Origin of the sequence: Flavobacterium restrictum, assembly GCF_007097245.1 — a bacterium.
GTDB lineage: Bacteria > Bacteroidota > Bacteroidia > Flavobacteriales > Flavobacteriaceae > Flavobacterium > Flavobacterium restrictum.
Genome location: NZ_VJZT01000008.1, coordinates 70,767 through 92,359, shown reverse-complemented (window position 1 = coordinate 92,359; position 21,593 = coordinate 70,767). Strand labels below are relative to the sequence as shown.

Below are 21,593 nucleotides of genomic sequence, written 5' to 3'. Positions count from 1 at the left end.
ATTTTAAAAAACTCTGGAATTAAAAAATATTCCAAATTATGGAAAAAAATTATTTTTTATGGATTTGTTACCGTACAATAACACCGTCAACAAATAAAATAGGAACTTCTTCAACGGCTGTTTCATTGATGCTGTTGGCCTTGAAAAAGAATTTTTTATCGTACAAAGTACCGCCCATAAAGTAGGTCAGCATGAATTCATTATTAAGGGCTAAAACACTTTTTTCAACCATTTCGATTTTTACAACCGAAACGGCTGGAACTTCAACAAATGCGTGACGCAAAAGCGACGTTTTTTTCATTTCACCAGCAATTGTCCCAAAAGCTTTGGAAACCACCATAACGCCTTCTATCAAAAAATCGCTGTCGTTAATCAAATAAACGTACCACACTTTTTCCATGAAATCATCACTCCATTCTTGAACGGCGGCCAGGAAAACATTTTCTACTTCGGGGATGGTGATGTCTTTTTTCATTTGATTTTTGATTGCTGCATACCCATTTTTGATTGCTGATTTATCAGTAATCAAAAATGGGCACTTTTTATATACTGGATTTGAATTGTTCCAAGAAACGAACGTCATTTTCGTAGAACATTCGGATATCGCCTATTTGGTACAACAACATGGCAATGCGTTCAATTCCCATTCCAAACGCAAAACCGTTGTATTCATCAGGGTTGATGCCACAGTTTTTCAAAACATTAGGATCTACCATACCGCAGCCCATGATTTCTAACCAGCCTGTTCCTTTGGTAATTCGATAATCAGTTTCGGTTTTTAGACCCCAATAAATATCCACTTCGGCACTTGGCTCTGTAAACGGAAAATAGGAGGGACGCAAGCGAATTTTAGATTTTCCAAACATTTCTTTGGTAAAATAAAGCAGTGTTTGCTTCAAATCGGCAAAGGAAACATCCTTATCTATATACAACCCTTCGACTTGGTGAAAAATACAATGCGAGCGAGACGAAACCGCTTCGTTACGAAAAACTCTTCCTGGCGAAATGGTACGAATGGGCGGTTTGTTGTTTTCCATGTACCGCACTTGTACGGATGAGGTATGAGTACGCAACAAAATATCGGGATTGGTTTGTATAAAAAAAGTGTCCTGCATGTCGCGTGCTGGATGGTATTCTGGTAAATTCAATGCGGTAAAATTATGCCAATCGTCCTCGATTTCTGGACCTTCGGAAACATTGAAACCAATGTTCGAAAAGATATCGATAATTTGATTTTTTACTAGCGAAATAGGGTGACGAGATCCTATAATCATAGGCTCTGCGGAACGAGTCAAATCCCCATAAAACCCTTTGCTTTCTTCTTTATTTTCTAAAGATTCTTGAATGGATTTTACTTTTTCTTCGGCCGAGGATTTGAGCAAATTTATCACTTGTCCAAATTCCTTTTTCTGGTCGTTGGGCACGTTTTTAAATTCGGCAAAAAAGTCTTTCAACAGTCCTTTGCTTCCTAGAAATTTAATTCGGAATGCTTCGAGTTCAACGGTATTTTGAGTCGAAAAAGCTTGTGCTTCGCCAATATATTCTTTTATCTTATCTATCATTTTCATCCAATAATTGAGTCTGCAAATATAAGAAATTTTGTTGGGAGGGACAAGTCGTGACTTGTCCTTACCCTAAAAAATATCAATCAATAAGTTCCTTTTCTAGAAAATAACTAACGATGGCTTCTTTCATTAAAACCGATTGTTCGCCTGCTTTTAGTGGTGGCAACGCTTCTTTTACGGTATAATGCGGCCAGCCATCCTCATCAAAAAAATCAAATTCATAGAATCCGTAAGGCTCCAGCAACCTGCAAATAGCAATGTGCATGAGGTTGAGTTTCTCGTCTTTTTTGAATTCATTGTGCACTTTTCCCAGCTCTTGCACGCCAATTAAATAAATTATGGCATCCAAATCGAGGTCTTCGCCTTGCGAAAATTGATTCGAAAGTATCGTAACAAGCTGTTCCCAGCGTTCCTTGAGTTGCGTATCTCTTGACATTTTGATTTTTGATTTTAAATTGCGACTTTCAGATTGCAGTTTTTTTAATTTAAAAACCAAAAAGCTGCAATCCAAAAATTGTTACTGCAAAGATACCAACATAATCTTTTATCTTTGTTCTTTATTCATTTCTCTTTATTTCTTTTTAGTATGAGTTTTTTAGATATTGTTTTGGGCGGCATTCTGGTTTATGCGTTGTATAAAGGAATTAGAAACGGACTTTTTGTAGAGCTAGCCTCGTTACTTTCGTTGTTATTGGGGATTTATTTCGCCATCAAATTCTCTTCGATAATTAGAAATATCTTGACTGGATTTGTGCATTGGAACCCCAATTCGATTCAAATTGTTGCGTTTGTTTTGACTTTTGTATTGGTCGTACTCGGTATTCAGCTATTGGGCAAATTCCTTACTGGCATTGCTGATTTTGCTTATCTAGGATGGGTAAACAGCTTGGGTGGCGGTTTTTTTAGAGTGCTAAAAGCGATACTAATCATTAGTGTTTTTTTAACTCTTTTCCAGAAAATAAATTATCATAATTACCTCGCCAAAAAAGAAACGCTGGATCATTCCCTTTTTTACAATCCGATTCAAAAAGTGGCAGGCTATCTTTTTCCTTCTATAGAAAAATGGTATGATACGATGAAAAAATAAATGGAGTTATATTATTTTAAAAACGATATTACTAAAGGGACTATGATAATCGATATAAAAAACAATTTGATTTATCATTTTGATGAAAATAGAAATAGAAAAGAACATAGAGCAATTTCGACAAGTTTTTCGCAAATTGAAGTGCTAAATGATGGCAGAATTTTAGTTTTAGAAAATTATTATAAATACGAAAACGGACATAAATCAAACTTATATTGCTTGAATCAGAATATTGAAATCGAATGGTTTTTGTCGTCTATAATTGTTGAAGATAGAGTTGATAATTATGTTGGATTCACGACAAATGGAAATCAATTTTTTGCCAATACTTGGAATTGTTTTAGAGTTGAAATTGATATTGAGAATGGTGGAATAATCAACAAGCAGTTTACAAAATAAAAAAATATTGTCTCCTAAAAGATTTTTGCAAGGATTATTTGTGATAGTTGTTTAAACAAACAAGGTTAATAAAAATCAAAAATCTTGTTTAGAATTCTAACTATTTCACCTCTTTTATAGCACTATTTTCTATCCAACCCTCGCTGCCATCGGTGAGTTGTACTTTTTTCCAATTGTCTAAACTTTGCAATACATAGACTTTAGTTCCTTCGTGCAGGATAAAAATAGCGGGATTTGCTTTTTGAGGTTCGCTTTTTACCTCCGTACTTTCGGCAAAAACAATGGCGGGTTTTTCTAAATCGAAATGGCTTTTTTCAAAAAATGCTGCCGTTACACTTATGAGTATTAAAAACAATAAAACAAACATTCCAAAAAAGAATATGCGCTTGTAAACAGCTGCTTGTGTAAAATAATACCCCAAGAAAAATACCAAGAAAAACAGCGCAAAACCAACCGATATCCACGCCCAAGTGTTGTAAGTGTGGGTTCCTGTAAAATCACGAACCAGTTTTCCAAAACCTACTTTAGGAATTACTTTGATCTCATCGATGGTCTTTTTTTGAGCAAATTTCAAGTTGTTTAGCGTTTCTTTGTCATTTGGATTTAGTACCAATGCTTTCTCGTAATTGTAAATTGCTGGTGCGACTTTATTGAGTTTGTAATAGCAATTGCCCAAATTAAAATACAACTCCACAGATTGTTTTTTGTCCGTTTGCAACACCTTTTCATAGGCAACAATCGCTTTGTCGTATTGTGCTTTTTTATAAAAATCGTTTCCAGTTTCAAAGCCATTTTGAGCAAAGATTAGGGACGTAATTAGTAAAAATAGATAGACTATATTTTTCATTTGGTTTTAAGTATCAATGGTAGCAACGGCTATTGAATTTGTTTTTCTAATGCTGAAATAATCGTAACTGCTTTGTCAAAATCCTGCTGAATGGCGGTGCTCGATGCGGGTGCGTAGCGAGCAATTTCGCAGTTTTCGGTCAGTGCAATAAAATCTTGAACGGTATCCGAGTTGGCATTTCGAGACAATAATAATTCTTGAATGTTGTCCTTACTCATTTCGGAGGTTTCGATGTGCAGTTTCGCTTTCAGGAAATTGTGCATCGCTTTTTCGAGAGCGATATAAAAAAGCTCTTTGTTGAGCAGTTGTTTCTTGGCTTCCGATAAATATTTCTTGGCTAAACGGTTGTTTCTTTTGATTCTATTTCCAGTAATATCGCCGTCGATGGCTTCTTTTTTCTTTTTGAAAATCACTATCAAAGGCAACATCAAAAAAGGAAAAAACAACAATCCGTAAAACAAATTGGATTCAAAAAAATCTTCTTGTTGCAAATCGATAGGATTGTTTTTTAACTTAATGTATTTAAACTGTTCCGTAGCGGTGATTTTGTTTTTGTTTGAACCCGTTGTCGCCACCGCATCTGTAGGGGTTGGACCGTCGAGAACGGCAATCATAATTTCAGGCGACGTAATGGTTTTATAGGTTCCAGACCCCAAATCAAAATACGAAAATCGCATTGCTTTTATAGGATAATTGCCCTTGAACTGCGGTATAATGGTGTAACTATCCGAGATTTTTCCAGCCATTCCAGTCAGCGGTGTATTGACTTGCTCGTTGTGAACGGGATCGTACATTTCAAGTGCATTTGGCACTTCTGGCTTGGGTAAAGTGAATAGTTTGAGGTTTCCTTTGCCCAGAACACTTACTACTAAATCCAGACTTTCGCCGTTTTTTAAGCTGGTTTTGGTTGGCGTAACTTTGAAATCAAAATTACCAACGGCTCCCGAAAAATCTTCCGGTTTTCCTGCTTCGGGTAAGGCTTTTACTTGGATGGTTTTGGCACCAGCCGAAACTTTTTTGCTGGTTTCAGTTACCATCATTCTACCAAAAATGTCTCTACGATTGCTCGGCAATTGTACATCAATATCTAGGGAGAGCGGTTCTAGGGTTAATTTACCTGATTTTTGAGGGTACAAAACTGTTTTTTTCAAAACAATATAACGGTAATTTTGTCCCTTGAACATCCCTTCTTCTACAACAGGTTGCTTGATATCAATGCTTTGACTCCAAAAGTCATTGTATGTAGGTTTGTTTAATTCTCTAAAGTTCGAAATCCCAATATTGGCAAAATACAGTTTATAAACCACCGTAATGGGTTCATTGATGTACGGATTTGTTTTAGAAATATCGGCAACGAGATACAAATTATCATCGGCATTGATTTGAGGATCATTAGGGTCACGAGGTTGCTCTGTTGCAGCAGTCACGGTAACTCTTATGGGCGATGTTTTATAAATTTGACCATTAAATTCAATGGTGGCTTGCTTGATAACCAGCGTCCCTTTTTGATTAGGAAGCAAAAAATACGAATATATTTTCTCGAACGAACTGCGCCCATTTACCCACGATTGACTCACTTGCTGGCTTGGCCCTGCAATGATTCTAAAGCCTTCAAAATTGGGTTGGTTAAAATTGTCGCCATCGACATTCATTATAAAATCAATACGAAGTCGTTCGTTTAATCCTAGCGTTGTTTTGCTTACTTTGGCCTCAAATTGAACTTGAGCACAAAGGGAGCTGCTGATGATTAAAACGAATGCTATAATACACTTTTTCATTTGTAGAAAATTGAATTGAATTACCAATCTTTTTCGGTTTTTACTGGTTTTCCTTTTACTTTGTTGGCATTTATTTTATCTTGAACTTTCTTTTCCTCGTTGTTCACCGCATCCAATAGGTTTTCTAACCGTTGTTTAGATATTCCTCCAGGTGCTGGTTTTGGTTGCCCTTGATCGTTAGGATTGCCCTGATTCTTGTTTTTATCGCCGTCCTTCTTATCGTCTTTTTTGTCCTTGTCACCGTCTTTTTTATCGTCTTTCTTGTTTTTATCGCCGTCCTTCTTGTCGTCCTTTTTATCTTTATTCTTGTCTTTGTTTTTATCCTTATTTTTATCATTCTTCGGCGGATTTTCTTTTAGCATTTTTTTGGCCAAAGCATAATTGTAGCGTGTTTCCTCATCCGATGGATTGTTGCGTAAGGCATTTTTATAGGATTCTACCGCAGCTGAATAGTTTTTTTCTTTCATAAAAGCATTCCCTAAATTGTGGTACACTTTATACTTTTGAGTTTTTGATTTTACTTTTCGCAAGGCTTCGATGTAGGCAAATTTAGCTTCCGAGACTTGGTTTTGCTTGTAGATGGCATTTCCTAAATTATAAGGTGCTACGGTTCTATTGGGGAATTTTGATTGTGAAATTCGATAATTTGCCTCGGCATCTACAAATTTATTTTCGCCATATTGCGCATTTGCTTTTGGCAACACTTTGTCTCTTTGTTGTGCGTTTACAACAAAAGAAAGCAGCAATAGTAAGTATAAAAATAGGTTTTTCATTTTGTTTTTTAAAGGTAAAAATTTAGGCAAACTCCTGATATTCTTCCTGTTTTATTTATTCTCGTTAAACAAATTCAGTTTATTTACCCAGCTTGTTTTTAGTTCCAATAGAAAAACGTCTAGGAACAATAGCACAAAAGCAATGCCTAAAAACCATTGAAATTGAGATTGAAAATCGGCCATTTCGGTGGCGTCAAATTCGGTTTTTTGAATGTTATTTAAAGCGTTTTTTATGTATTCTAAAACTTCTTTGGTATTATTTCCATTTACATAACCGCCTTTAGTTGCTTTTGCAATAGCGGTCAAACTGGCTTCGTTCAATTTAGTAACGACCACTTGGTTGTTGTTGTCGCGCTGAAAACTGTCTATTATCCCGTTTTTTCGGAACGGGATTGTGCCTCCTTTTTCGGTTCCTACCCCAATGGTAATGATTTTCATTCCTATTTTGTTGGCATCTTCGGCAGCGACTTCGGCACCTTCGGAGTGATCCTCACCATCCGAAATCATAATTAGTAATTTACTTGTTTTGCTTTTTTCGTCAAAATAAGTCGCAGACAATTTTATGGCGTCATCGAGTGAAGTTCCTTGTGAGGAAACCATTTCGGTATTCATGCTTTGCAAAAACATTTTGGCCACGCTATAATCGCTCGTGATGGGCAAAACGGGGAATGCACTTCCTGCATAGGCTACGATTCCTATGCGATCGCTACCCAATTGACTGATTATTTTTGAAACAAGTTGTTTGCTTTTTTCTAAACGACTTGGCGCCACATCCTCGGCAAGCATACTTTTAGAGACATCTATTGCAAAAACAATATCAATTCCTTCTCGTTTTACGGTTTCCATTTTGGTGCCTATTTTTGGATTTACTAATCCTAAAATCAATCCCGTCATGGCTAACAGCAGGACGATTAATTTCAAAACGGGTTTAAAAGTCGAGCTTTCAGGACTTAACTTTTTGACCATTTCGAGATCTCCAAATTCGCGTTGCTTTTTTCGTTTCCAATATAAATTGACGAGGTAAAGCACCACCAAAATGGGTAGTATAAATAAGAGGTATAAATATTTTTTTTCGTCTAATTCCATATTTTTTTAAATAACAAAAAGCAAATAATATTTTTTTTTCTAGATAAAGCTTCTAAAAACGGTGTTGCGCAATCCTATTTCTAGCAAGAGCAAAAATCCGGCAAGCCAAACAAAAGGTCTAAACATTTCGTCATAATCATAGAATTTTAACTCTTCGATTTCGGTGGTTTCTAGCTTGTTAATTTCGCTGTATATTTGGGCTAATTTATCGTTGCTGGTGGCTCTAAAATATTTACCATCGGTTTTTTGAGCAATATTTTGCATTAATTTTTCGTCGATTTCTACTTTCATCATTTGAAAAAGAATTTCGTCATTAGGAGCTTGTGCATAAGGAGATTCGGCCATTCCGTTTGTCCCAATTCCTATTGTATATACTTTTATACCGTATTGTTTGGCGATGTCGGCGGCGGTTTCAGGCTCAATAAAACCTGCGTTATTGACACCATCAGTCATCAAAATAATGACTTTGCTTTTGGCTTTACTACTTTTTAAACGGTTGACTGCGGTGGCCAATCCCATTCCTATTCCGGTTCCGTCTTGCAAAAATGTGTCGTATTTAATGCTTTTTATGGCTTCTTCAACAATGGCTTTGTCGCTAGTAACGGGTGTTTTGGTATAGGCTTCGGAGGCGTAGACAACAAGTCCAATTCGGTCATTGGGTCGTTGCTCTACAAAATCGCCAGCGACTCTTTTTAGCGCTTCCATTCTGTTGGGTTTCAAATCTTTGGCGAGCATACTTCCAGAAACGTCGACTGCCATAACAATATCAATTCCTTTGGTTGTTTTGGTTTTATTGCTTACATCAACGGTTCTAGGTCTTGCCATGGCTATAATTAAGGAGCACAAAGCCAGGATTCTAAACACGTTTAGAAAAGGTTTTAGTTTTGCAATTCCAGTATCGGCACCTTTAAATCCTTTCAAAGAACTCATTTTTAAGGTAGCCGATTGTTGGTTTTTTTTCCAAAATAACCAGGCAATTGCTATTGGAATCAGAAGAAATAACCAAAAAAATTCAGGGTTTAAGAACGTTATTTTTTCCATTAGTTACTCACTTGTTTTAGTTCGACAGAGTTCAACACTCGTTCTGATACTTCATTTGCATACAAATCGCCTTCTTCGTGAAGTAGCATGATTTGTTGCAAACCACCATTTTGACTAAACAAAAGGATTTCGTAATATATCTTGGTGCTTGTTTGGGTAATGGCATCAATTTTCGAAAAGCTGCCGTATCCTTTAATGCCTTTCAAGCCTTCTTTGGTCTCAAAATCTTCTTGTTTGACAATCATGTTTTGACCGCCTTGCAACTCCATCATTTTTATAGATCCGTCAAGCGATTTAGACAAATCAATGGTAGTTCCCTCCTTAAAACTGTAGGTGGAGACCATTAAATAAAAATTATCCAGAAAACTGCCGTAAGCAAAAGATTGCATTTCTTTGATCAAAGCCATGCCTTCTTTGGGAAGCGATTTAGACAAATCGATTCGTTGAAGTACTTTGGGCGTTTCTATGATAATGCCTGGATTTCCGTATTCACTTTTTACCCATTCGCCTTCTAATAACTCTTTGGTAGGATGTCCTAGAATAGTATCTTTTACATAATCAAATCCCTTGGTCACTACAAAAAAGGCAAACAATCCTACTATGACTCCAAAAACAATTCCCGCAGTAGTTATAATGCGGTCTTTTCTCTTTTTTTGCAATTGCAATTTAAGTTGGTTTTGTCGTTGGGCTTCGTTCAAAATGCTATCTTCTTCGGCTACAATTGCTACAGGAATGGCATTATCCAAGGTTAAAATTGCTTTTTGAATCTTGTTTCTATCCTCGGTTATTTCAAAGTCTAGGGGTTTTGATTTGGCAAATTTTACTAAATCGGCTTGTTTCAAAACGCGCTCTAAATTCGAAATTGTTTCCTGCGTTAGCGTCATTTTCTTTTTGACAGAGGCGGCTTTTAAGCCCAATATCAACTCGGATGTGGTGCTTTCCATGGCGGGAATGTCAATAGCTTCCTCGATATAATTTCGAGCAATATTGGTCAATTCACTGTAATATTCTTTTATTTCGCCTTTTTGCCAAAGTTCTTTTTTCTCTAAAGTATTCAATAAACTGGTGGCTTTTTCTATAGGCGTTTTATAGATTTCCTCCTCAATTTTTTTCTTTTGTTGTTTTTTAACGTACCAATACACCAAAGCACCAATGCCAGAAAGGAGTACAAGAGCCAAAAGGTATTTCCACCAATCGCCTATAGTATCCTCGGTTTTTACAATGTCTTTGATGTCGTACATTTTTTGTTTCAAAGTATCGACAGGAACATTCGCTACTTCAACTTGGATTGAATCCGATAAATATTCTTTTTTGTCAATCAAAATTTTGATGCTCGGAATGGTGTATTTCCCGGAATCAAATTGGGTCAATCCGTATTTTTTGATTAATTCGATACGATCATTTTTTTTAACAGTATCAATGGGGTAGGAGGCAATTACTTCTAGTGCCCCTATGTTTTTTAGTTTAGGGAAAACCACTTTGGTTTTGGCCTCAACTTCGGTTTTTAAGGTCAGTTTGAACTCGGCTCCAATCTTATTTTTGGTCGTGTCAATGCTGGTTGCTACTTTTTGTTGTGCAAAAATGGCAGTGGAAAAGAGGAGAAATAAGAGTATTATTTTTTTCATTGTTTAGTATTGAAAACTATTTATTTTAGATTGCTGATTAGCGATTAGTGATTTCAGATGGCTTGCGAAACTGTTGACTTTAGATTGTTTTAAACTTTTTTATTCTATTTATTTTGATTTGCTTTCGCAGTTTTAATACTCGAAACAAAAATGGAAATTAACTCATTTGCTTCTTTTTTTGAAAGTGACAAACTGATTAAATTAGATGTTAAATTAGCTTTTTCAATAATCTTCAAACAAACAAGGCTTTCTCTTAATTCTTTAAGACAAATCCCCATTTTATGAATAAAATCTTTGGTACTTTCTGCACTTTGTGCTTCTCCATAATTTAATGCTGGTGAAGTTCCAGATCTTATAATTTGACCTGCTAAATGATTTCCTGCATAATTTTTTTCAAAATTAGTTGCTTCATTTATAATCATTGCTGCAAAATCAATTAATCTGTTTTCAAGCTCTGCTTTATTCATTCATGTATCTCTTTTTTATTGTCAAAATCAAAGTTATTATTCCAACTAAATCTGCAATCACTAATCGGTAATCTTCAATCTAAAATCCCTATCGCGATTTAAAATAGCCTAATAATTTAGTTACATAACTTTCGTCTACTCTAGTGTTTACCACTCCAGAGCCTGATTTGCTAAACGTTTCTTTAAAATAAGTCACGTTATCGTGATAGTATTTCTCGTAATTCATTCGGACTGATTTGGAACCAGTATTAATGAGTTTTGTCTCGCCAGTTTCGGCATCGACCATGGGAACCATTCCTAAATTCGGCATTTTTTCTTCCCGAATATCATATACTCGAATACCGGTAATGTCGTGTTTTTTGGAAGCAATTTTTAAGGTTTGCTCATAATCAGCAGCCATAAAATCAGAAATTACAAATACAATTGCTTTTTTCTTTTGCGTTCCCGACAAAAATTTTAAGGCTTGTGCCAAATCTGTTTGGTGGCTTTTGGGTTGAAATTCAATCAATTCTCGTATAATTCGCAACACGTGTGAGCGTCCTTTTTTGGGAGGAATGTACAATTCGATTTGATCCGAAAAAAGGATTAATCCTATTTTGTCATTGTTTTGAGTGGCCGAGAAAGCCATTGTTGCAGCAATTTCGGTAACAATATCTTTTTTGAATTGGCTTTGCGACCCAAAACTTTCCGAACCTGAAATATCAACCATGAGCATCATCGTGAGTTCGCGCTCTTCCTCAAAAACCTTTACGTGGGCTTCATTGTAGCGGGCGGTAACGTTCCAATCTATGGCACGAATATCATCACCATATTGGTATTGACGTACTTCGCTAAACGTCATTCCACGTCCTTTGAACGAGGTATGGTATTCGCCCGAGAAAATATGATCGCTCAATCTTCGGGTTTTGATTTCTATTTTGCGTACTTTTTTGAGTAGGTCTTTTGTATCCATTTGATTGTTGATTGTTGATTACCGATTGTTGCTTTCAGATCTAAAAATCTAAAGTCAGCCATCTAAAATCTAAAATCTTTTTACGGTACTTCGATTTCGTTTACGATTTTGTTGATGATATCTACCGAGGAGATGTTTTCGGCTTCGGCTTCATAGGTAATCCCAATTCTATGACGCAATACATCGTGAACTACCGCACGAACATCCTCTGGAATGACATAACCGCGGCGCTTGATAAAGGCATAACATTTGGCGGCATTCGCCAAATTGATACTTCCACGAGGCGAAGCACCAAAGCTGATTAATGGTTTCAAATCGGCTAATTTATATTTCTCTGGATAACGAGTGGCAAAAATAATATCGAGTATATATTTTTCAATTTTTTCGTCCATGTACACTTCCCGAACGGCTTCTTGCGCACGCAAAATTTGGTCTATCGAAACAACTGGATTTACTTTGTCGTAACTTCCTTTCAAATTTTGACGAATTACCAATCGTTCGTCTTCCATTTTAGGATAATCGATAACCGTTTTTAGCATAAAACGATCGACTTGCGCTTCTGGCAATTGATAGGTTCCTTCTTGCTCAATTGGGTTTTGAGTAGCCAAAACCAAGAAAGGACGGTCTAATTTAAAGGTAGTATCGCCAATGGTTACTTGCTTTTCCTGCATTGCCTCTAACAAAGCCGATTGCACTTTGGCAGGCGCACGATTAATCTCATCTGCAAGGACAAAATTGGCAAAAACAGGTCCTTTTTTTATCGAAAATTCATTGGCTTTAATATTGTAAATCATGGTTCCTACCACATCGGCAGGTAATAAATCTGGCGTAAACTGAATCCTACTAAATGACCCTTGAATGGCTTGTGATAGCGTGTTTATTGCTAACGTTTTGGCCAGTCCTGGCACTCCTTCTAGCAAGATATGTCCTTGTCCCAAAAGCCCAATCAACAACCGTTCGACCATGTGTTTTTGACCCACAATGACCTTGTTCATTTCCATGGTGAGTAAGTCAATAAAGGCACTTTCTCTTTCAATTTTTTCGTTGATTGCTCTAATGTCTAAAGTCGTTGTATTTTCTTCCATTTTATTATTTTTAAAACCCTTGAATTGAATGTCTTTGTTTTGAGGGTGCAAATTGAATTTTTTTTTAGAAGTAGGATGTTAAAAAATGGTTAAAACTTCGACGAATACCTTTATTTTAAGGACGAATTATGATAGTATTTACCTATTTTTAAGAACTTTGAAAAATAGTCTTTCAAAACAATCTTTTACTATAAAAAAACCATGAATAAAACAACCGTATCGCCAATAATTGCAGGCGTGATGAATTGGGGAGTTTGGGACAAAAACCTCTCTGTTTCCGAAATGGAAAATCGAATTCACATTTGTCTAGAAAATAAAATAACCACTTTTGACCATGCGGATATTTATGGGGGCTATACCACCGAGGCACAGTTTGGAAAAGCTTTTGTCAAGAGTGGTATTGCCCGCGAAAAAATGGAACTTATCTCAAAATGTGGCATTCAACTCGTTACCGAAAACCGAAATTATCCCCTCAAACAGTACGAATATTCCAAGGAGTACATTATTGCAAGTGTCGAAAATTCCTTGAAAAATCTTCAAACGTCTTATTTAGATGTGCTTTTGTTGCACCGACCAAGTCCGTTAATGCAGGCGGATGAAATTGCCGAGGCGGTTTTGAAATTAAAAACAGAAGGAAAAATTATCGATTTTGGACTTTCTAATTTTACACCATCGCAAAGCGAATTGATTCGGCAAAAGACGGATATTGGATACAATCAAATTTCGTTTTCGGCTACTAATTACCAACCCATGCTGGACGGAAGCCTGGATTACATGCAATTGCACCATATAAAACCCATGTCGTGGAATCCGCTGGGAAGCGTTTTTAGAGCCGATAACGAACAAACGCATCGCTTAAAAGTGGTTTTGGCTAGGCTGGTTGCTAAATATGAATTGGGAGCCGATACGATTTTGCTTTCTTGGATTTTGAAACATCCCGCCAAGATTGTTCCTATTGCGGGAACTGTAAATGTGGCTCGCCTGCAGTCCTTGATGAAAGCCGTTGAACTGAAATTAGACCAAGAAGATTGGTTTGCCATTTGGAGCGAAAGCATGGGCAATGAAGTGCCGTAAAATAAAGTTGTACTTTGCGTTTTCATATTTTTTAGGCAACTTGCTATTTACTTTTTAATGCTATGATAAACAAACGCTTATTGATAAAAAACCTGCTTGCTCACAATGATGAGAGTAGTTTTTATGACAAAAAGCGTCAGTTAAATTTGCATTCCCGCGAAGGAAAAGCCAAGTTTTTAAAACACATTTGCGCCTTGTCAAACTCGAATCCTACTAACAATTCCTATATTGTAGTGGGTGTCGAGGATGAGAATAATACCATTGTGGGCGACGATTTTTTTGACGACAGTAGGATTCAGAATCTGGTTAATGCTTTTCTTGAAAACCCGCCCAGAATTCAATATGAGAATGTTCCTTTTCCTAATTTGCCCAAAGATAAAGTCATTGGCCTCGTTACGATAAAGCCCAAAAGCAACACTTCTTATTTCAAAAAAGGAATTTATACCATTGTGGCCAACAGCGTTTTTATAAGGCGTGGCAGCAATACGGTTCCCATTGAAGGCGAGGTCGAAAAGAATTATCAAAACACGGAAACCGTCATTGGAATCGAAAATAATTCTAGAAATAGCATTGCCTATACACTGGATGGAGTCTTTGATTTTATGAATTTTCGGCATAAAGACATGGCGCCAAAGTACAAAGTTTTCAAGGAGCTATTTGTGATTTGTTGGGCTGGAATTATCAAGAAATCCCGTGACAAAACCTATTTATCTCGTGTAGATATTGAGTTAATCAATGAGCAAATCAAGCTTTTTTATTCGGCTCAAGATGTGGTCGAAATCACATTTGATGATGATACGTTTACCATAATCGAGTACGTGCCTTTGGGCTTGAATGACAAAACCAGCTACTATCCGCTGGAGCAGCAAACCATTCGTTTTCAGGATAATGGGTATTATACTATTGATCGTAATTTTTTGTTCCAACCGCCTGAATTCAACAAAAAAATGCTTTTTCACATTTACAACTCCAATTGTTTCTTGTTGCAAAAACTCGAGAAAGGAATGGGATTATCTCCACGAGAATTCAAAGATTTAGAGAATTTGCCTTCGACTTTTATGATTTGCTACCTCAATGGTTTTGACGATGCCAAACAAAAACTGATAGCTGCCAAACCTTTATTAAAACCTTTTGCCTCCGTATATTTATCTTTTAAAGAAGCCTTACGAATTTTGCGAAAAATGAAATATGATGTGCAATAAGTTGGATTTTAAATTTGTTTACTGCAAATTGCTTTTACTACACTTTTGCTCGGGTTGCCAGAGCGTTCGCTTTTAAAAAAATTGTAAATAAAAAAAGAAAATACACCACTGATTGCTTCGCCTATTCGCCTGTCGCTCGGGTCACAGATTTTAAAACCAAAATAATGCTGTTTGATTTCACAAATTCAAAAATCAGTGTCAATTTCATTCCTTTTAATCTATTGAAATCTGTGAATCTGTGGCAGTCTTTTTAAAAGCGAATGCGCTTTCGGGTTGCTTATTAGCACCAATTGATTGGTATAAATAGCTAATTTTCATCCAATTCGTTGCCCTTTTTTTTCTGATTGATTTTGGAAACCAAAGCTTTCAATCGTAGTGCTTTTTCTTTTTTTTCTTCTTGTAATTTAGCCTTTTTTCTATTGAGTAGTTTGGTGTGTAAAGCCTTGTTTTTGGTGTTTTTTTCGGGGCCTTTTGCCATGATTTATAATCTTTAAACAATGAGAATGTTTCTATTTCTGATTCGTATCTTCTTCAAAATTTTGCAATTCTTTTTTTACTTCTTCCAATAATTGTTTTTCGGTTGGAAGGTATAAATTGTATTGACGTCCAATTATTTTTTACACTTTCGACAATATAAAATTCTCTTTTGTCGTCATTATCAAGCGAAAGCAACAACTTATATTGTGTCCAATTCAATTGTGTCCGCAGTGCGGACACAATTGGGAAAGTGCGATAAAACTGGCGATACCAATTTAATTGACGGTATGAAAACCCACTACCATATTCAGGTTGCAATTGCTCTGCAAGGAATTTTATCAAGTAGGTTCCGTAATCGGCGCGGTCTTTTCCTTGTTGTTCTTCTTCAAAAATACGTTTGCCAATTGTCCAATACATTAGCGTTCGCTCATTGTCCACGGCTTTATGGCTTTGTCTTGGGCAGTAGCAATAATTGCCTTTATATCTGGAATTATGGTTTGATTTTGAAGCATCTGGAATGAATTAATGACGTGTTACAAACATACTAAAAAAGTATTGTGTAGCAACTGTTTTTAATACGTTGTCAAAAACGAGATAGAAATATCATTTAATTGAACGGATTATAAAACATTGATTTTACAATTTATTGGGCTCAATAAAAGTTAAAACGATGCGCTTCTCGTACATTTTTCTTTCAGGTTTTAAAAATTCCTCCACGAATTCTGCTAATTTTTACAAATTTATTCGTGCTAATGTGTACAATTCGTGGTAAAAAAATTAAGTTTTATAATTTGGCATATTTTCAGTCTGCATAATCAGAGCTATGGATTTTTAGTCTGTTGTATTTTGTTTAAAAGGTAAATTCGATTTTTATTGTAACAAATAGACGCCAAAACAGTAAAAAATAATACCGCTAGAAACGATCTAATTAACTCGAATTGAGATACATTTACGAATTAGACTTTGGCGCAAACACTTTTATTAAAAATCAAATTAGTATATGAAAACATTCTTTCGATTCTCATTTCTTGCAGCATTCCTTTTATATTCGGCTGTTACTAGCACAGCACAAACTACTAAAAACAAAGGCTGGATTTCGCTATTGGATTCCAATCTCTCGCAATGGGATATGTATTTGAGTTACAAACACCAAGATGGGTACACGGGTAAGATCCCTGTTGACGCTAGCGGGAAACCTATTGAACCCATAGGATATAACAAGAAAGAGGGGAGTGTTTTTACAATTATAAACGAAAATAACACGCCAGTTTTGAAAGTTTCGGGCGAATATTATGGTTGTGTTTTTACCAAAAATAGTTATAGAAATTACCGCTTGAAGCTAAAAGTAAAATGGGGAACCAAAAAATGGGAGCCTAGAACGACCAAACTTTTAGACGCAGGTGTATTGTATCATTCTCAAGGACCGGCAGGTGTAGATTACTGGCGTGCTTGGATGTTGTCGCAAGAATTTCAGCTTATGGAAGGTCATTTTGGCGATTATTGGAACATTGCCAATGCCGCTATCGATATTAAAGCATACGATTCCGAAGGCGTTATGAGTGCTATTGCCAATGAAAAACAACCGTTTCTATCCTTTGGTACCCATACCGAAAGAACCGGATATTGCACGCGCAAAGAAAATTACGAAAACCCAATGGGCGAATGGACAGCAATTGAACTTGTGTGTTTTGAAGGAAAAAGTCTTCATATTGTAAATGGTCATGTGGTCATGGTTTTACAAAACTCCCGTTTTTGGGACGGAAACCAATTTAATCCTTTACTAGAAGGGAAAATACAATTGCAAAGCGAAGCAGGCGAAGTCTATTACAAAGAAGTGATGCTGCAACCCATTACCGCTTTGCCAACCGAGTTTGTAAACTATTTTTAGATTCTGTTGAAAAATCGAATAATCCTCTTTTTTTTATACCAATATTATTTAGATATTTGTAAAAAACAATAAAGAAACCCAAGCCTTTATGTCCAAAAAAAACTATAGAGAAGACAAGACTTGCTTGAATTGCGGTACTGTCGTAGACCTCCATTTTTGTCCCAATTGCGGGCAAGAAAACACGGATACTCGCAAAACATTTCACCACTTATTTCTTCATTTTTTTGAAGATTTAACCCATTATGAAAACGCTTTTTGGAGAACCATAAAAAACTTGATTTTCAAGCCGGCTTCCTTGACCAAAGAGTACCTTTCAGGGAAACGATTGTCGTATTTAGCCCCCGTGAGGCTTTATATTTTTATTAGTTTTGTGACTTTTTTGTTGATTACCTTATTCCCAAATAGTGGCGATACCATAATCAATTTAGACGAAAAGAAAGAAAATAACAACTACGTAACAACGGAATATGTTGCTAAAGATGTTCGGGATTCTATCAACAAAGTAATTGTTGATTCTAAAAAAGGAACGCTAAACAAAACCGAAAAATTATCCAAAGAACAACTGGAAATCAAGCAGTTATTAGCCTCCAAAACGATTTCTAAAACGACCAAAGACACACTAGAAAAAATCATTCAAAGAGCCAAAACTGCTAAACCTGAAGGCGCACCAGATTTCATGAATTTTTCTGATTTTGGAACCGTCAAAGAATTGGATTCGGTTCGAAAAGTGGCCAAAGGCGAGGACAAAATTAACGATGTAGAATACTGGTTTTTCAAAAAAGTATTGTTGGTAAAAGAGCATAATACCAAAGAAGAAATTTTTGAAAAAGGAAAAGAATCCTTTATGCATAATTTCCCAAAAGTATTATTGATTTACATGCCTATTTTTGCCTTTTTCCTATGGGCTTTTCATAACAAAAAACGCTGGTATTACTTTGATCACGGTATTTTTACCTTGCATTATTTTTCGTTTTTGTTGTTGATTTATTTGATTTTGTTCTTGATTGGAGCCCTTTTTAATGCAATAGGCGATTCGACAGTTTTGGGTATTATAAGTAGTGTCATCAAGTTCATAGGCATTTGCTGGATGTTGTATTACTTTTTTCCAGCACATCATCGCTTTTATGGCGAATCCAGAATGGTTTCCTTTGTCAAAAGTGTTGTTTTGTTTTTCATTAATATGTTTTTTATCGTATTAATTTTAACACTTTTTGCGATTTATACGCTTATCAATTTGCATTAAATACCACGAAAATAAATGAGAACACTCGTTATAGGCGACATACACGGCGGTTTGCGTGCGCTGCATCAAATTTTGCAAAGAGCTCATGTCACTCCAGCCGATAAATTAATTTTTCTGGGCGATTATGTAGATGGTTGGAGTCAGTCGCCACAAGTCATTGATTTGCTCATTGAAATGAAAACCACGCACACTATTGTATGTATTCGAGGCAACCATGATGAATTGTTGCTGGAATGGCTCAACGATAGCAAAGACAATTTGCTATGGTACAACCATGGAGGCGAAGCTACTGTTACGGCTTACGCCAAAGTAGATCTCGAAACCAAAAAAAAGCATATTGAATTCCTGCAATCATTAGAAAATTATCATTTAGACGATGATAATAGGCTGTTTATTCATGCCGGTTTTACCAATATGAATGGCGTGGCGTATGAATATTTTCCAAAGCTTTTTTATTGGGATCGAACGCTCTGGGAAACGGCATTAGCATTAGACCCAAAGATGGAAACTACTGATTTGTACTACCCAAAACGATTTACCTTGTACAAAGAAATCTACATTGGTCACACTCCCGTTTCTAGAATCAACGAGACCATTCCAGTGCAAAAAGCTGGAATATGGAATGTAGATACTGGAGCCGCTTTTAAGGGACCACTTACCATTCTAGATGTTGACACCAAGGAATTTTGGCAAAGCGAACCTTTGAACCATTTGTATTTTGACGAAAAAGGTAGGAATTAGAATCTATTATGCTATTTTTGCATCAAAATGTAACCCTAAAAATTATGAAAAAAAGTATTACACTCGTTTTATTATTGTCATTTGGTTTTATAAATGCACAAGCTTTTAAAGGTAAAGGCGATGCCAAATTCAATGTTGGTGCCAATATTCAAAATGGCGGAACTGGCATTCAAGCTTCGACTGATTTTGGTCTAGGCGAAAATTTATCCTATGGTTTTGTAGGTTCGTATTTGTTAGGCGTTTCGGAAGTGCTAGGCGAAAAACCAGCATTCAAAGACCGCTTTGATGCCAAAGTACGAATCAATGCTAACCTAGGCAATGTCTTGAAAATCGACGAGAAACTAGACGTATACCCTGGATTGAGTTTAGGACTTAAAAACTTTGGTGGTCATCTTGGCGTGCGTTATTTCTTCACGGATGGTTTTGGAATTTATTCCGAAGCAGGTTTCCCAATTGCAAAGTATAACACGAATGCCAATGGGTTTGATTTTTTGAACAACCAATTTACGTTTAATATAGGTGCTTCGTTTAATATGTAGTCCACTTTAAAAAAAGATTTAATCCTATAAAAAAGGCGATTTGAGAAGTTTCAAATCGCCTTTTTATTTAAAATAATTTCTTTTACAAATCAAATTTGATTCCTTGTGCCAATGGCAAACTCGTGGTGTAATTTATCGTATTGGTTTGACGACGCATATAAATTTTCCAAGCGTCGGAACCAGATTCACGTCCGCCACCCGTTTCTTTTTCGCCACCAAAAGCACCACCAATTTCGGCACCCGAAGTTCCAATATTGACATTGGCAATGCCACAATCAGAACCCACTACTGATAAAAAATGTTCGGCTTCTCGCAAATTGTTGGTCATAATTGCTGATGAAAGTCCTTGCGCCACTCCGTTTTGAACATCAATGGCATTTTCTACCGTTCCAGAATATTTTATCAAATACAAAACGGGAGCAAAAGTCTCGTGTTGCACGATTTCAAAACTGTTTTCAGCCTCGGCAATGGCTGGTTTTACATAACACCCACTTTCATAGCCTTCGCCAGTAAGTACGCCACCTTCTACCAGAATTTTACCGCCTTGCTCCACGACTTTATTCAATGCTGTGGCATACATTTCTACAGCATGGATATCAATTAATGGCCCAACGTGGTTGTTCTCGTCCAAGGGATTGCCTATGCGCAATTGTTTGTAAGCCGAAACAATAGCCTCTTTTACTTTATCATAAATACTTTCGTGAATAATCAAACGGCGGGTTGACGTACAGCGTTGTCCTGCGGTTCCTACTGCGCCAAAAACGGCACCAATTACGGTCATTTTGATATCGGCATCTGGGGTTACAATGATAGCATTATTCCCTCCTAATTCTAATAGTGATTTTCCTAGGCGTGCGGCAACAGCTTGTGCTACTATTTTTCCCATTCGAGTGGAGCCGGTTGCCGAAACTAGAGGAATTCGTTTGTCGGCAGTCATTAATTGACCTATGGAATAATCGCCATTAATCAAACAAGAGATTCCTTCTGGAAGGTTGTTTTCTTGAATTACTTGGGCTATAATGTTTTGACACGCAATACCGCAAAGTGGTGTTTTTTCGGAGGGTTTCCAAACGCAAACATCGCCACAAATCCAAGCCAAAGCGGTATTCCAAGCCCAAACGGCTACTGGAAAATTAAATGCCGAAATGATTCCAACAATTCCCATGGGATGGTATTGCTCATACATACGGTGACCTGGACGCTCGGAATGCATGGTAAGTCCATGTAATTGACGAGACAATCCTACTGCAAAATCACAAATGTCAATCATTTCCTGAACTTCGCCATAGCCTTCTTGCAATGATTTTCCCATTTCGTAGGAAACTAATTTACCAAGTGCTTCTTTATTTTGTCGCAACTTATCCCCAAACTGACGCACGATTTCTCCACGTTGTGGTGCGGGTAGGAGTCGGAAGGTTTTAAAAGCTTCGGTTGCGGTTTGCATTACATTCTCATAATCGGCTGGTGTTGTCGTTAGTACCGATGCAATTAATTTTCCGTCTACAGGCGAATGGCTCTCGAGAATTTCTCCCGATGAAAAGGAGTTGATTCCTGTTGAAGTTCCGTTGTTTATTGCTTTTACACCCAATTGCGCCAAGGCTTCTTTCATTCCGAATTGATCTGCTATTGTTGTCATTGTAACTTTTTTAGTTAAAATTGTTGTATTATTTCGTAAATATACTACTTCAAGTTGAATTTTGATTGTGGTTTGATTACAAAATCAA

23 protein-coding genes are annotated in these 21,593 nt (G+C 36.5%); 8 read left to right on the top strand and 15 right to left on the bottom strand.

Going from position 1 to position 21,593, the window contains the following annotated elements:
• Nucleotides 1-67: 67 nt before the first annotated feature.
• The 3 genes from FNW21_RS09220 to FNW21_RS09210 all read right to left on the bottom strand — a co-directional run bounded on the left by FNW21_RS09220 (nucleotide 68) and on the right by FNW21_RS09210 (nucleotide 2,001).
• Entirely contained in the window at nucleotides 68-475 is a 408-nt protein-coding gene (locus FNW21_RS09220; RefSeq protein ID WP_144256453.1) for a hypothetical protein, read from the bottom strand.
• 67 nt (nucleotides 476-542) lie between these two features.
• Nucleotides 543-1,562: a phenylalanine--tRNA ligase subunit alpha gene (locus tag FNW21_RS09215; RefSeq protein ID WP_144256452.1), complete on the bottom strand. Its 1,020-nt coding sequence runs from the start codon at nucleotides 1,560-1,562 to the stop codon at nucleotides 543-545.
• An 82-nt stretch (nucleotides 1,563-1,644) separates the two neighbouring features.
• Nucleotides 1,645-2,001, bottom strand: coding sequence for a hypothetical protein (locus FNW21_RS09210; protein WP_144256451.1), 357 nt, complete (start codon nucleotides 1,999-2,001; stop codon nucleotides 1,645-1,647).
• Between the two features lie 150 nt (nucleotides 2,002-2,151).
• On the opposite strand from FNW21_RS09210, the gene FNW21_RS09205 reads away from it, so the two are divergent.
• Nucleotides 2,152-2,652, top strand: a complete 501-nt coding sequence (locus FNW21_RS09205; protein ID WP_144256450.1) for a CvpA family protein — start codon at nucleotides 2,152-2,154, stop codon at nucleotides 2,650-2,652.
• Entirely contained in the window at nucleotides 2,653-3,051 is a 399-nt protein-coding gene (locus FNW21_RS09200; RefSeq protein ID WP_144256449.1) for a hypothetical protein, read from the top strand.
• A 100-nt stretch (nucleotides 3,052-3,151) separates the two neighbouring features.
• Here FNW21_RS09200 and FNW21_RS09195 read toward each other — a convergent pair whose 3' ends face one another.
• The 9 genes from FNW21_RS09195 to FNW21_RS09155 form a co-directional block, all read right to left on the bottom strand.
• Nucleotides 3,152-3,898, bottom strand: a complete 747-nt coding sequence (locus tag FNW21_RS09195; RefSeq protein ID WP_144256448.1) for a tetratricopeptide repeat protein — start codon at nucleotides 3,896-3,898, stop codon at nucleotides 3,152-3,154.
• A 29-nt stretch (nucleotides 3,899-3,927) separates the two neighbouring features.
• Nucleotides 3,928-5,676 carry a BatD family protein gene (locus FNW21_RS09190; protein ID WP_144256447.1) on the bottom strand — a complete coding sequence of 583 codons (1,749 nt, stop codon included), beginning with the start codon at nucleotides 5,674-5,676 and terminating at the stop codon, nucleotides 3,928-3,930.
• Nucleotides 5,677-5,696: 20 nt separating this feature from the next.
• Nucleotides 5,697-6,449 (bottom strand): tetratricopeptide repeat protein, encoded by a 753-nt coding sequence (locus FNW21_RS09185; protein WP_144256446.1) that lies wholly within the window; start codon nucleotides 6,447-6,449, stop codon nucleotides 5,697-5,699.
• Nucleotides 6,450-6,500: 51 nt separating this feature from the next.
• Nucleotides 6,501-7,535 (bottom strand): VWA domain-containing protein, encoded by a 1,035-nt coding sequence (locus FNW21_RS09180; protein ID WP_144256445.1) that lies wholly within the window; start codon nucleotides 7,533-7,535, stop codon nucleotides 6,501-6,503.
• 39 nt (nucleotides 7,536-7,574) lie between these two features.
• On the bottom strand, nucleotides 7,575-8,576 hold the full coding sequence (locus FNW21_RS09175; RefSeq protein WP_144256444.1) for a vWA domain-containing protein: 1,002 nt from the start codon (nucleotides 8,574-8,576) through the stop codon (nucleotides 7,575-7,577).
• Entirely contained in the window at nucleotides 8,576-10,201 is a 1,626-nt protein-coding gene (locus FNW21_RS09170) for a protein BatD (RefSeq protein ID WP_144256443.1), read from the bottom strand. Before FNW21_RS09170 ends, FNW21_RS09175 begins: the two co-directional genes overlap by 1 nt.
• A 104-nt stretch (nucleotides 10,202-10,305) precedes the next feature.
• Nucleotides 10,306-10,668 (bottom strand): four helix bundle protein, encoded by a 363-nt coding sequence (locus FNW21_RS09165; protein ID WP_144256442.1) that lies wholly within the window; start codon nucleotides 10,666-10,668, stop codon nucleotides 10,306-10,308.
• A gap of 88 nt (nucleotides 10,669-10,756) precedes the next feature.
• On the bottom strand, nucleotides 10,757-11,620 hold the full coding sequence (locus tag FNW21_RS09160) for a DUF58 domain-containing protein (protein ID WP_144256441.1): 864 nt from the start codon (nucleotides 11,618-11,620) through the stop codon (nucleotides 10,757-10,759).
• A gap of 80 nt (nucleotides 11,621-11,700) precedes the next feature.
• Nucleotides 11,701-12,705, bottom strand: a complete 1,005-nt coding sequence (locus FNW21_RS09155) for an AAA family ATPase (RefSeq protein WP_144256440.1) — start codon at nucleotides 12,703-12,705, stop codon at nucleotides 11,701-11,703.
• 201 nt (nucleotides 12,706-12,906) lie between these two features.
• Between FNW21_RS09155 and FNW21_RS09150 the strand changes: the two genes are divergently transcribed.
• The gene (locus FNW21_RS09150; protein WP_144256439.1) at nucleotides 12,907-13,779 is read left to right on the top strand and encodes an aldo/keto reductase; all 873 of its coding nucleotides are present in this window, start codon (nucleotides 12,907-12,909) and stop codon (nucleotides 13,777-13,779) included.
• A gap of 62 nt (nucleotides 13,780-13,841) precedes the next feature.
• A complete protein-coding gene (locus tag FNW21_RS09145; protein ID WP_144256438.1) occupies nucleotides 13,842-14,981 on the top strand; it encodes an ATP-binding protein in 1,140 nt (379 codons plus the stop codon).
• Nucleotides 14,982-15,288: 307 nt separating this feature from the next.
• Here FNW21_RS09145 and FNW21_RS16325 read toward each other — a convergent pair whose 3' ends face one another.
• Nucleotides 15,289-15,459: a hypothetical protein gene (locus FNW21_RS16325; protein WP_185963911.1), complete on the bottom strand. Its 171-nt coding sequence runs from the start codon at nucleotides 15,457-15,459 to the stop codon at nucleotides 15,289-15,291.
• Between the two features lie 53 nt (nucleotides 15,460-15,512).
• Complete coding sequence (locus FNW21_RS16435) at nucleotides 15,513-15,875, bottom strand: DUF1016 N-terminal domain-containing protein (protein WP_235889613.1); 363 nt, start codon at nucleotides 15,873-15,875, stop codon at nucleotides 15,513-15,515.
• A 583-nt stretch (nucleotides 15,876-16,458) separates the two neighbouring features.
• On the opposite strand from FNW21_RS16435, the gene FNW21_RS09130 reads away from it, so the two are divergent.
• From FNW21_RS09130 to FNW21_RS09115, 4 genes are all read left to right on the top strand, one after another.
• Nucleotides 16,459-17,346: a 3-keto-disaccharide hydrolase gene (locus FNW21_RS09130; RefSeq protein ID WP_144256437.1), complete on the top strand. Its 888-nt coding sequence runs from the start codon at nucleotides 16,459-16,461 to the stop codon at nucleotides 17,344-17,346.
• A gap of 88 nt (nucleotides 17,347-17,434) precedes the next feature.
• A complete protein-coding gene (locus FNW21_RS09125; protein ID WP_144256436.1) occupies nucleotides 17,435-18,589 on the top strand; it encodes a DUF3667 domain-containing protein in 1,155 nt (384 codons plus the stop codon).
• 15 nt (nucleotides 18,590-18,604) lie between these two features.
• Nucleotides 18,605-19,330, top strand: a complete 726-nt coding sequence (locus tag FNW21_RS09120) for a metallophosphoesterase family protein (RefSeq protein WP_144256435.1) — start codon at nucleotides 18,605-18,607, stop codon at nucleotides 19,328-19,330.
• Nucleotides 19,331-19,374: 44 nt separating this feature from the next.
• On the top strand, nucleotides 19,375-19,869 hold the full coding sequence (locus tag FNW21_RS09115) for a DUF6646 family protein (protein WP_144256434.1): 495 nt from the start codon (nucleotides 19,375-19,377) through the stop codon (nucleotides 19,867-19,869).
• A gap of 82 nt (nucleotides 19,870-19,951) precedes the next feature.
• Here the strand turns inward: FNW21_RS09115 and amaB are convergent, their stop codons facing one another.
• Nucleotides 19,952-21,505, bottom strand: coding sequence for an L-piperidine-6-carboxylate dehydrogenase (gene amaB / locus FNW21_RS09110; RefSeq protein WP_144256433.1), 1,554 nt, complete (start codon nucleotides 21,503-21,505; stop codon nucleotides 19,952-19,954).
• Nucleotides 21,506-21,593: the final 88 nt, after the last annotated feature.